Origin of the sequence: Halanaerobium sp. DL-01 (assembly GCF_003338615.1) — a bacterium.
Taxonomy (GTDB): Bacteria; Bacillota; Halanaerobiia; order Halanaerobiales; family Halanaerobiaceae; genus QPJE01.
Window position 1 is genome coordinate 1 of sequence record NZ_QPJN01000043.1, and the last position, 13,137, is coordinate 13,137.

The following is a 13,137-nucleotide window of genomic DNA, read 5'->3' on the forward strand; positions in this document are numbered from 1 at the left end:
TCTTTCCACATGTTACGAATATCAATAACCGGTTTGATTTTATATTCTTCCCATAATTTTGCTATTAATTTTCCATCATCATAACCCCTGTCTCCGAGAAAATAATTGCAGTCTTCCATTATCTCCGGATGTGTTTCATCAAGCTCATCTATTAGTTCATGAGCTGCCGGCTGCTCTGCATTTGAGGCCGGGGTTACTTTAAATGCTACCGGCAGTTCATATGCTGCATCCACTATCAGGTGGAGTTTGTAACCAAACCAGCTTTTTACCTTTTTGTATTTATTACCTTCTTCATCCTCATAGCAATACGTTTTACTGCCATAATCGGCATCTAAATCTCGTCTTCTATCATTTTTCAATTCTTCCTTTTTATCGTAATCATGAGAATTAGCAAAGCTATCTATTGCTTTACCATCTACAGCCAGTGTTTCTCCAAAGTCCGGAAGTAATTCTTTTAATTCTTCTATCAATTTATTAAAAATTCCTTCTATATATTCTTGATGTTCATCTTCCAGTAATTTATTAAAAAAACGACTATAAACCCAGGGCGGTGGTACCTTACAATTCTTAAATCCACACATACTCCTTAACTGTCCATTACGCGAAAGCTCACGCCTTAAACTTGCTGTTGTTTTATGTTCAAAGATTATACCTGCCAGTATCGAATTCCACATGGCTCTTATGGGATAATCATCTCTGCCTTTACCCCGTTCATTTTCCAGGTGCTGCATAAATTCTTCATCGGGTAAATATTCAAGAACAAGACGTAATCTTTCTAAATCTCCTAAAGATTCTATTTCACGGTAGTCAAACAGACTCATTTGTGGTATAATAGCCACAGGTGAAACCTCCTTGTTAAGTATTTTGGTTGTTCTTCTTAACTACCATTATATCACTTATACCAAGGGGTTTCACCCTTTTTTATGCATTTTTTTACGATCTGGGGTCAATTTATTTATTTTAATGCTTTTTCCCTGAATAATACCCTTATATACCCTGTTTCTGGGGTAAAGAAAAATTATCACCCTCTGTACTTACTGTTATTAAAAGCCTCATTTGCTTCGCAATTTACTCAAATAGACTTTCCCCATTTTTTATATACTGCTGCAAAAAGGGGAGATGCAGGAATATTGAAATTTTTAGTCAATGAATCTTAACGAAATGAAGGAAAAAATAGGGTTGAACTGCAGGATGGAGTGAGCTAATCATGAGTCAGGAGGACTCATTGATTAGTGTGCCCTATTTCACACCCGAATTGAGTTTTAGATAAATCTAAAAATTTCGTTGATGACTAAAGCCCCCTTTTTGCAGCTTAAAAATAAATTTTGGGGAAACTCCTATCTTTAATTGATTGACTAACTATCATCTTTCTTTTATACTAAAGTATAGAAAAGATAGGAGTGATAAAATATGGCACTTGATGGTATAATGCTTTCTGCTATAAAAAGTGACCTTAAACAGGAAATAATTGGAGCACGAATTGAAAAAGTTTATCAGATAGAAAATAAACTGCTTGTCTTTAATCTGCGTCAAACCGGTAAAAATCTAAATTTAGCTGTCTCTATTGATTCACAGGATGCCAGAATGCATTTAACAAAATTAAATTATGATTTTCCACCTTATCCACCTGATTTCTGCATGCTTTTAAGAAAACATCTTAAAGATACCTATATAAAAGAAATTATTCAACCTGATTTTGAGCGTATTATAGAAATCATTATAGAAAAACGGAATAATAAATTTAAATTAATATCAGAACTGATGGGAAAATACAGCAATATTATCCTGGTTGATGATAAAGGTATAGTACTTGATTCTTTAAAAAGAATTGGTAAAAAGATAAGCCGAAAAAGACAGCTGTATCCAGGAATAAAATATGAATATCCTCCAGGACAGAATAAATTTAATCCCATTAAAGTAAGATCAAAGACCGACATTTTTTCTGCTGTTAAAAAAGATTTGGAACAATCTGCTTTTAAATCTATTATGTATAATTTTAGAGGAATAGGGCCTTATTCTGCAAAAGAAATTGCCTATCAGGCTGAGGTTGATTATAATAAAAGCTATCAAAATTTAAACAAAGCCGAAAAAAATGCACTTGCAGACGAATTTTTATCATTAACTGAAAATATTAAAAATAAAAATTTCAAACCGACTCTGGGAATAAAAGAAAATTTTGAGATAGATTATATTTCTGCCTTTCCATTAGAACACAGACAGGCAGCAGAACACAAAACATTTGAAAACACAGGAGAAATGCTGGACTATTATTATAGATTCTTCATCAAAGAAAAAGAACTTAACAAATTAAAAAAACAGCTGTCACAAATTACCGGCTCCTTTTTAAATAATAATAAAGAAAAACAAAAAAAATTATATAAAAAACTAAAAGAAAGCAAAAATGCCGAAAAATACAAAAAAATAGGCGAAATAATCACAGCTAATATATATCAATTAGAAAAAGGAATGGAAAAAGCCGTGCTGACAGATTTTTACAGCGAAAAACAAAATAATATAAACATTGATTTAGACCCTTCTTTAACTCCATCAGAAAATGCTCAAAAATATTTCAAAAAATATAATAAACTTAAAAAAAGTGTAAATTATATAAAAAAAGAAATTGCAAAACTAAGACATGAAGAAAAATATTTAGATCAGGTAAGTCTGAATATTAAACAGGCAGAAAAAAAAGAAGAATTAGAAGAAATAAAAGAAGAGCTAAAATCTGAAGGATATATAAAAGAAAAAAACAGCAGCCGAAGAAAAATAAACAGCAGACCAGATAAAAGTAGTCCGCGCAAATTTTTCTCCAGTGACGGCTATACTATTCTAGTTGGCAGAAATAACAGGCAGAATGATAACTTAACCAAAAAAATAGCAAATCCTGGTGATATTTGGCTTCATACAAAAACTATTGCCGGCTCCCACGTAATTATTAAGCGTGATACAGATAAAGATGTACCTGAAAGAACCCTAAATGAAGCTGCTGTACTTGCAGCATATTACAGCAAAGCGCGGCAGTCTAAAAATGTACCTGTAGATTTTACAGAAGTTCAAAATGTAAATAAGCCAAAAGGAGCCAGACCTGGCCTTGTTTATTATGATGATTACAAAACTATATATACAGACCCAGATGAAAAACTGGTCGAAAGATTAGCAGCAGATTAACTGCTGCTTTTTTTCTTTTTTGCTGCTGTAATTTTTATCATTAATAGAAAAATGGTAAATAAAGAAATTGTCTTTCCAGCAATTTCTCCGTTTCGCTGATAAAAACTTGTTATATCAGTTAGTGCAATTTTTAAATGCATTTTCTCACTCTTTTTATAATTTTTATTAATTTCTCTTCCGATTGGAGAAATATAACCCGAATACGACATATTACTGATTTTAACAACTGATCTTCTATTTTCAACAGCTCTATAGACAGCTGTTGACCAGATCATATTTTTTAAAACCTCTGACCTAACCCAGGCTTCATTGCTTGGGTTAACAATAAAATCATACTCCTGCTGCTGATTTTTAATTGGAAAAAATATTTCTGAACATATTAAATTAAGCCATGACAGATCATTTAATTGAAAAGGTTCTCTTTTTTCTCCAGAACTAATATCTTCAACATAATAGCCTGTCAGTGAACCAACAAGATCAGGATAAGGCATATATTCTCCAAAAATAAATAATTCATTTTTATTATATCTATCCAAAATATCCAGCTCACTGTTAATTAAAAACTGGCTGTTATATATATTCTCTTTTTTTTTATCATTTCCAGAAGATCTGCTGCCAATCTGAATATATTTATCCTGAATATTAATTTTCTTTTTAAAAAGATTTCTATAATATCCATTTCTATTAAAATCAAAAGTTAAGGATGTTTCAGGGGTAAAGATTAAATCATTTTTACTGCTGTTTATCTTTGCAGTAATTTCATCAATAATTTTTTCTGTATTTTCAAAATCCCATTTATTTTTCTGCAAAATTTTGGTTGAAATAATCTCTGCTTCTGTAAATTTATAGCTGCTTGTAATATCTGACATATAAAAATAAGGAAAAGTAACTATTAAAAAAATAATTATTAAAAAGGGTACTGCTCTTTTAAAAGAAGGTTTTAAATAAATTTTTGCAAGATACCCTCCCAGAAGTACTGTTATAAAACCGGTTAAAATGATACCACCTGCCGAACTCAGCTGCAGCAGTGGATTAAATTTGTATTGAGAATAAGCCAAATAATTGAAAGGAAGTAATTTTATCCAGTTTAAACGAAAAAACTCAATTGTACTCCAAATAAAAGCTGCTATAAATGGACTAAATTCATATTTAGACTGCATAAAATTATTTACAAAAGCCCATATCCCCATCCATAAGCCGCTTATAATAAAATATATAAGTGGAAGAACAATTATAAAAACTGCAGAAATAGAGGTAAAATCTTTCAGCGGCTGATAAATCCAATAATTTTTCAAAAGAGAAATAAAAAAACCTGCTGTCCAGGCTCTAATCAAAGCTTTTTGTGGTTTTTCCCCAAAAATAACAATCACAAGAGGTATAAATGCAAGCCAGCTGAAAAAAAATAGTGAGGGGAAATATGCCGGGATAGAAAATAATACTGCTGTTAATATTATTAATAAAAAAACCATAATTATTCCTCCAGATAACCCAATCAATTATATATTAATTTATTTATTAAAGCAGGCCAGCCTTTTTACAGCTGGCCTTTTATATTAATCTTCTTTTTGTGCTGCACTTATAATCTTATCACTGATATCTGATGGTACTTTGTCGTAATGAGAGAATTTCATATCAAATGTTCCATAACCACCGGTGATTGATTTCAAATCAACAGCATAGCTGAACATTTCTGACTGCGGAACCTTGGCTTTAATTATCTGAACACCATCTTTTGGATCCATACCTAATATTCGACCGCGCCTGGAATTAAAATCTCCTATAATATCTCCCATAAAATCCTGTGGAACTGTAACTTCAACTTCCATAATAGGTTCCAGCAATACTGGTTTTGCCTGTGCAATTCCCTTTTTGAAAGCTTTAGAAGCTGCGATTTTAAATGCCATTTCAGATGAATCAACATCATGATATGAACCATCATAAAGCACAACTTTAAAATCAACAACAGGATAACCAGCAAGAACTCCTTCATCCATAGCTTCTACAATACCTTTTTCTACTGCCGGTATATACTGACTGGGAATTGCTCCACCAAATATTTCTTCTTCAAACTTAAAACCTTCGCCTCTTGATAAAGGTTCTATCTTCATTAATACATGTCCATATTGGCCTCGCCCACCAGATTGTTTTTTGTATTTTTCCTCAACATCAGTTTTAGTCTGAATAGTTTCTTTATATGCAACTTTGGGATCTGATGTTTCAAATTCAACATCAAATTTTCTTTTACACTCATCCTTTACAACAGCAAAATGAACTGTTCCCATACCTGTAATTAAAAGTTCTTTTGTTATTTTATTATATTCAACTTTAAATGTTGGGTCAGATTGACTATATCTCTGCAGAGCAGAAGCCATTTTTTCTTCATCATTATTATCTGCTGCATATGCTGCTTTTGTATACATAGGTTTTGGAAAATCAATATCTTTATAAACAACATCAAGTTCAGGATTTCTAATAGTATCTGAAGTTTCTAGTTCATCCAGTTTTGCAACAGCCCCAATCTCTCCTGCAGAAAGCAGTTCAACAGTCTCCTGTTCAGAACCATTCAATTTATAAAGCTTAGTAACTTTTATTTCATCATTAATTCTGGGAATATGTACTATATCATCTCTGGATAAAGTACCTGAAATCACTCTAAAGATAGACAACTTACCTATATAGGGATCCACCATTGTTTTACATACAAGGCCGCTAAATGGTGCATCTATGCTAATTTCAGGAGCACTTCCATCTGAAACCATTTCGTCCAAATTTTCGCTGTCTGGTGATGGGAAAATTTTTATTAAATGATCAAGCAGCCTGTCTACCCCGGAGTTCTTTAAAGCTGATCCTGCCATTAAAGGTACAACTTCTCTCATTTCAACACCTTTAACAAAAGCTTTGGTCAGCTCTTTATCTGAAATAGGTTCATCTTCAAGATACTTCATCATCAACTCATCATCTAATTCAACTACTGATTCAACAAGTCTGGTGCGGTATTCTTCAACCCTATCTTTTTCAGATTCTGGAATATCAGCAGCTATTTCTTTGCCATTTTCCAGCCTGTAAAATTTTTCATCCAGCAGATCTATAATGCCTTCATAATTTTCACCTTTTCCTACAGGTATTGAAATAACTGCTAAACTTGTATTGAACTCATTTTCAAGTTCTTCTACAACCTCATCAAATTTAGAATTTTCTTTATCAAGTTTATTAATAAATATAGCCCTTGAAAGATTATTTTTTACAGCAGATTTCCACACATATCCTGTATTTACTTCAATACCTGAACTTCCATCAATTAATAAGACAGCACTTTCTACCATTCTTAGTGCACTGGCTACCTCCCCCCTAAAATCAGCATAACCAGGTGTATCGACTAAATGAATAAGTCTATTCTTCCAGGAAAAAGAAAAATAACTGTTAGTTACTGAATATTGATGATCTTTTTCGACAGCTGTATAATCAGAATGTGTACTTCCTTTTTCAACTTTACCAGGTTCAGCAATCTGGCCTGTATTAAAAAGCATCATCTCTGTTAATGTTGTTTTACCCGCCCCTCCATGGGAAATAAGGCAGAAATTTCGGATATCTTTGGTCTCAACACTACTCAATTTTTACACCAGCCTTTCAATAATTATTATCGTATGTTTCTGCTTCAAATCTTAAAGTATATTTATTTGAAGATTTTAATAATTGCTTTTAAACTATTCTATAATAGTTGTTTAAATTCCTGCAATTTTATGAATTTTATCCAAAAAAATTCATTATTGTACTGCTACTGATTGTTTTTCTTAACTTTTTGGGCAACATTTTTACCAAGTTCATAACACTGTTCGAGTATTTTTCTATCTGGGGCAAATTTTGATTCTACTATAGGTTCAGCCGTGCAGCAGCTGACTTTCTCACTAAAATCTTTTAATCTATCCACCGCTCCCCCACTCCAGCTGTAAGAGCCAAAAATACCCATAACTCTCTTTTTAATATTTCTGCTTTCAAGACTCTTAAGCAGATAATCCATTGGTGGGAAAATTTCATTATTATAAGTACAGCTACCCATAATCAGTCCATTATATTTCCATATATCATTAATTATAAAAGAAACGTTTTTTCTGGAAACATCAAATATCTTAATTTCTTCAATACCATTTTCGGAAAGAGATCTGGCGACAGCTTCTGCCATCACTTTTGTGTTTCCATACATTGAACCATAAACAATTACAACTCCCTCATCTGTTTCCTGTTTGCTCCATCTGTCATATTCACTAATGATATAATTCGTTTTTTCTCTCCATACAGGACCATGTGTTGATGCCACCATTTTTATATCAAGTATTTTACTCAACCTATTAATAGTGTTATGGACCACTGTTCCATATTTACTAACTATATTGGAAAAATATCTTCTTATCTCATCCTTAAAAAAATTTATATTTAGTTCATCATCAAATAAAAATCCATCTAATGAACCAAAACCTCCAAAAGCATCACCAGAAAACAATATCTGATCATGTTCATCAAATGTCATCATCGTTTCAGGCCAGTGAATCATTGGTGTAAGATAAAATGTCAGTCTGTGGGTGCCTAAATCAATCTGATCTCCATCAGAAACCACTTTCGTACCTTTTGTGATTCCATAAAAACCTTCTAAAAAATTCATGGTTTTTTGATTCCCGATAATTTTCATATCTGGATATGCCTCACATAGAGATTTTATAGAACCGGAATGGTCAGGCTCCATATGATTAACAATTAAATAATCAACTTTTTTATCTCCAATAACATTTTTAATCTTATCTAAAAAAGAATTATTGTAATTGATTTTCACTGTATCAATTAAAGCTACCTTGTCATCATCTATTAAATAAGAATTATAGGAGATTCCTTCTGGAAGCGGCCAGAGTGACTCAAAAATATCTGTCTCTCTATCATTCACTCCCACCCAGTAAACATCATCGGTCATTTTTATAGAATTATACATAATAAATACCTCCTCGTATTATATTTTCTTTTTAACTGCTGTAAATCCTTCTTTAAAATTAGGCTATAAATAGAAAAATATATTAATTAAAAACAAATATTTAACCGAAAAGTCTAAACATCAGTTTCTCAACTTTTTAAGTATATCTGAAAAATCATCAGGCAGCTCTGCTTTAAATTCCATTTTTTTTTCGGAGACAGGATGAGTAATTATCAGCCTATATGCATGAAGCATCTGCCGATTTATAGATAATTTTTCCTCACCATTCCCATATTTTTTATCTCCTGCAACAGGGTATCCCATATAAGAAAAATGGACTCTAATTTGATGTGTTCTCCCTGTTTCAATTTTTACTTCAACTAAAGTATGATTTTTAAACTCTTCTTTTATTTTAAAATGGCTGATTGCTTTCTTACTATGTCTTTTTCTAACAGCCATTTTTTTCCGAGAGCTAGGATCTCTACCAATAGGAGCATCAATTTTTCCTTTTTGATAAGGAATATTACCCTTCAGAAGTGCCAAATAATATTTTTGCGTTTCTCTCATTTTAAACTGCTCAACAAGAGATTTGTGACTGTGGTCATTTTTAGCAACAATCAGAACACCTGAAGTATCCATATCAAGCCTGTGAACTATACCCGGACGTTTAACACCATTTATACCGGAAAGATCATCAGTATAGGCCATCAGTGCATTTACAATGGTATCATCATAATGACCTGGTGCTGGATGTACCACAATTCCAGCCTTTTTATTTAAAACTAAAATATCTTTATCCTCATAGATTATATCAAGATCCATTGCAGCTGGTTTAATATCAGCTTTCTTGTTTTTTTTAATTTTAATTCTAATTAATTCATTTTCTTTAATTCTGTAGCTGTTCTGAACCTCTTTATCATCAACAGTTATACTGCCGTTTTCTAGCAGCTTCTGTATATATGAACGCGATTTCCCTTCCAATTTTTCGGCAAGAAATTTATCAATTCTTTTCTGTGAATCTTCAGCATTCACTGTTATAATTTTTTCTTCCATATAAGCACCTCAGTAATTGATTAGTAAAATTTCCCGTACCAAAATAATAATACCAGCAGTAATAAATAAATCAGCAAAATTAAATACAGGCCAGAATGATAGATCGATAAAATCTGCAACATATCCATAAAAAATTCTATCAATTAAATTACCAATAGTGCCTCCAGCTGTAAGGCCAAGTCCTATTTTTGTCATCATATTATCTGTAAAAATATTTTTATATAAATATATACTGAAAAAAAGAAATAAGACAGCAGCAATTATAAATAGAATTCTTCTACCCTCTAAAATTCCAAAAGCAGCCCCTGAATTTTTTAAATTAACTATTTTAAAAAATGATTTAATAATTACAATTTCCTGATTTGTCTTCAGCAGTACTGATATTATATATTTGCTCAATTGATCAAATACAGCAGTTATAATTATAATTAAAAACAGCATTTTTTTCAGCTCCATTATCATTTTAACATAATGTAAAAAAAAGAACAATCACTAAAAACAAATGGTTTTCCCCAACAAGATTTTAATACAAAATTAGAATATAACGATCAAAAAATAATTAGCTGCAGAAGCCATAATATAACTAGTGATAAATTATTTTACAAAACTTTCCTCTGACATAATTTTATGCTCTTATTATTTTATTAGACATATAAAGAATAAATATGAATAGAAATAACTATTACAATTAAAACAAAAAAGCGGCCTTTTTAGGCCGCTTTGAGTTTTATAATTATAATTTATATTAACTACTTTCTTCATTTACTACTGTCGAACATCTTTCACAGATATCTTCATGTTCCTTATCATCTCCAACAGTCTCACTATATTTCCAACAGCGTGCACATTTTTCTCCCTTAGCAGGCTGTACTTTTACGCCTATACCTGTCTCACTCCCTATATGAATTTTATCATCAGCAAGTTCAGAATTAAGTTCAACCTGGGAAACAATAAACAGATCAGCTAAAAGCCCCTGGTTGCTGTTTAAAAGATCCAATTGAGGCTGACTATCTGCTTTTAAAACAACCATTGCTTCCAGAGAATTACCTATTTCTTTTTCTGCTCTTGCAATTTCAAGTGCTTTTCCAACATCTTTTCTAATCTTAAGCAGCGCTTCCCATTTTTCCATCAGAGATTCATCATAATAATCTTCTCTGCATTCAGGCCAGTCAGTTAAAAATACACTTTCTTCTGTTTTTACTTCATCAGGTAAAAACTGCCATACTTCTTCTGATGTGTGTGGTAAAATTGGAGCAATAAGTGTAACTAAAGCCATTAAAATATCATACAGAGTACTCTGTGCAGCCCTTCTGCTTAAAGAATCTGTTCCATCTGTATAAAGTCTATCTTTTGTTATATCGACATACAGCGAACTCATCTCTATAGTACAGAAATTATGAACATCATGATAAACTCTGTGGTATTCATATACATCATAAGCAGCAGTAGTTTTTGCTATTAAATCCTGCAGCCTATTCATAATCCAGCGATCAAATTCCGGCCTATCTTTAAATTCAACATAATTATCTTCATAATTAAAGTCACTTATATTGCCAAGTATAAATCTGAATGTATTTCTTATTCTTCTGTAAACTTCCGAATTCTGTTTTAAAATATTATCTGATACCTTAATATCATTTTTGAAATCAGAAGATGCCACCCACAATCTCAAAATATCTGCCCCATACTGATCAATAACTGTATGTGGTGATACAATATTACCCTGAGATTTTGACATTTTAATACCTTTATCATCAACGGTAAATCCATTTGTAATGACTTCATTATAAGGGGCTCTTCCATAAGTAGCTACTGCTGTAAGAAGCGAAGAATTAAACCAGCCTCTATACTGATCTGTACCTTCCAGATATATCTGGGCAGGCCAGGTTAAATAATCTCTTGCTTCCATAACTGCCTTGTGGCTGGAGCCGGAATCAAACCAAACATCCATTATGTCCTCTTCTTTTGTAAAATTATCTCCACCACAGTGTGGACAGCTATATCCTTCAGGAAGAAGCTCTTCAGCAGAATATTCATACCATGCACCTGATCCCTCTTTAGCAAATAGCCTTTTAACTTCCTCTAAAGTATCATCATTAATTACAGTTTCACCACAGTCATCACAGTAAAAAATAGGAATAGGTACTCCCCATTTTTTTTGACGGGAGATACACCAATCTGACCTCTCTGCAACCATGTTTCTCATTCTTTCTTCTCCCCAGGATGGAAACCATTTAACATCACTGATTGCTTTTAAAGTCTGATCTTTTATGGCATCTATGGAAGCAAACCACTGATCTGTAGCTCTAAACAGCAGAGTCCCTTTACATCTCCAGCAGTGTGGATACTGATGATCTATAAAACTTAAATCCATAAGCAGGTTTTTTTCTTTGAGTTTTTCAGTAACCATAATATTTACTTCATCAAAATGTTTGCCGGCAAACTCTCCAGCTTCTTCTGTAAAATATCCCTTGTTATCCATTGGGGCATAAACATCTAATCCATATTCTCGGCCAACAACAAAATCTTCATGACCGTGACCTGGAGCTGTATGAACACACCCTGTACCCTGTTCTAAAGTTACATGATCCCCTATTATAAGCAGCGAATCTCTATCAATAAGTGGATGAACGCATTTTTTGTTTTCCAGTTCTTTTCCACTAAAAGGTTCACTAGTTACTTCATAATCTTTAATATCAGTATTTGCCATAACAGATTCTACTAATTCTTCTGCCATAACAAGTTTTTCTCCATCAACTTCTACAACCACATATGAATAATCTGGATGAAATGTAATAGCCATATTTGAAGGAATAGTCCAGGGAGTTGTAGTCCATATTACAACATAACTGTCCTCTGGACTCAGATCTACTCCACCAACAGTTACTTTATCTTTTAAAGGAAATTTAACGTAAATAGAGGGTGATCTTTCTTCACCATACTCTACTTCAGCTTCTGCTAAAGCTGTTTCACAGTGTGGACACCAGTGAACAGGTTTTTTCCCTCTATAAAAAAGATTTTTCTTAGCCATATCCCCAAAAACTTCAATCTGTTTAACTTCATATTCTGGTGCCAGTGTTAAATAAGGATTTTCCCATTCTCCCCAAACACCCAGACGCTTAAACTGCTCCCTCTGACGATCTATATATTTAAGGGCATAATTTGTACATTTTTCTCTCAGCTCTCCAACAGTAAGTTTATCTCTTTCTTCATCTGACATTTCTTTTGTAACCTGATGTTCTATAGGAAGACCGTGGGTATCCCAACCTGGAACATATGGTGAATAATAACCTTTCAGAGTGGCATATCTTGTCACAAAATCTTTTAATATTTTGTTTAGTGCATGACCGATATGAATATCTCCATTGGCATATGGTGGCCCATCATGAAGAATAAATGGTTTATTACCTTCTCTTTTTTTAACAGCTTTTTCATAAATATTATTCTTTTCCCAGTAAGCTTGAAAATCATTTTCCCGTTCACTTAAATTAGCTCTCATTGGGAATTCTGTATCTGGTAAATTGATGGTTTCTTTATAACTCATTTAATTATTACCTCCCTAAAAATATATAAAATTAAAAAAAGTCCTTACCCTGGAAAGGGGCGAAGGACCGCGGTACCACCCTAATTGATAATTAAAAAATATCATCTCAGATTCTTTAACGCAGAAATACGGATATTGCTACTTGTGTTCGCAATATCAGCTCACAGGTGATCTTCACTATTTTTATATTATCGGCTCACACCATACCCGATTCGCTTTAAATATGCCAATAGTTACTATCCTGATCAAAGCATTAATATTATAAATACATTTCTTACAATTATAAACTATTAATCGTTATTAGTCAAATTATTATCAGGATAGAGTTTCCCCATTTTTTATTTAGAAACAAATCAAAAGTTATCAACAGGCAAATTTGTGGATAATTCTCCTTCAAAACTGATGAGAATTAGTT

The 13,137-nt window shown here is 32.4% G+C and carries 8 protein-coding genes and 1 other annotated feature; of the genes, 1 reads left to right on the forward strand and 7 read right to left on the reverse strand.

Translation table 11 applies throughout. The features are described from left to right. On the reverse strand, positions 1 to 839 hold an 839-nt coding region (locus DER71_RS10875; protein WP_147269419.1), incomplete at its 3' end, for a transposase. A gap of 571 nt (positions 840 to 1,410) precedes the next feature. On the opposite strand from DER71_RS10875, the gene DER71_RS10885 reads away from it, so the two are divergent. Continuing rightward, positions 1,411 to 3,168, forward strand: a complete 1,758-nt coding sequence (locus DER71_RS10885) for an NFACT family protein (protein ID WP_114456841.1) — start codon at positions 1,411 to 1,413, stop codon at positions 3,166 to 3,168. Here the strand turns inward: DER71_RS10885 and lnt are convergent. The 6 genes from lnt to ileS form a co-directional block, all read right to left on the reverse strand. Further along, the gene (lnt, locus tag DER71_RS10890) at positions 3,165 to 4,637 is read right to left on the reverse strand and encodes an apolipoprotein N-acyltransferase (protein ID WP_114456840.1); all 1,473 of its coding nucleotides are present in this window, start codon (positions 4,635 to 4,637) and stop codon (positions 3,165 to 3,167) included. The genes DER71_RS10885 and lnt overlap by 4 nt on opposite strands. An 84-nt stretch (positions 4,638 to 4,721) precedes the next feature. After that, positions 4,722 to 6,779: an elongation factor G gene (gene fusA, locus DER71_RS10895; RefSeq protein ID WP_114456839.1), complete on the reverse strand. Its 2,058-nt coding sequence runs from the start codon at positions 6,777 to 6,779 to the stop codon at positions 4,722 to 4,724. A gap of 164 nt (positions 6,780 to 6,943) precedes the next feature. Further along, positions 6,944 to 8,146 carry an FprA family A-type flavoprotein gene (locus tag DER71_RS10900; protein WP_114456838.1) on the reverse strand — a complete coding sequence of 401 codons (1,203 nt, stop codon included), beginning with the start codon at positions 8,144 to 8,146 and terminating at the stop codon, positions 6,944 to 6,946. A gap of 120 nt (positions 8,147 to 8,266) precedes the next feature. Beyond that, on the reverse strand, positions 8,267 to 9,178 hold the full coding sequence (locus tag DER71_RS10905; protein WP_114456837.1) for an RluA family pseudouridine synthase: 912 nt from the start codon (positions 9,176 to 9,178) through the stop codon (positions 8,267 to 8,269). Positions 9,179 to 9,187: 9 nt separating this feature from the next. Further along, the gene (gene lspA, locus DER71_RS10910) at positions 9,188 to 9,619 is read right to left on the reverse strand and encodes a signal peptidase II (protein ID WP_158531679.1); all 432 of its coding nucleotides are present in this window, start codon (positions 9,617 to 9,619) and stop codon (positions 9,188 to 9,190) included. A gap of 304 nt (positions 9,620 to 9,923) precedes the next feature. Continuing rightward, positions 9,924 to 12,722, reverse strand: coding sequence for an isoleucine--tRNA ligase (gene ileS / locus DER71_RS10915; RefSeq protein WP_114456835.1), 2,799 nt, complete (start codon positions 12,720 to 12,722; stop codon positions 9,924 to 9,926). 52 nt (positions 12,723 to 12,774) lie between these two features. Continuing rightward, positions 12,775 to 12,980, reverse strand: a binding site (T-box leader). Between the last annotated feature and the right edge of the window lie 157 nt (positions 12,981 to 13,137).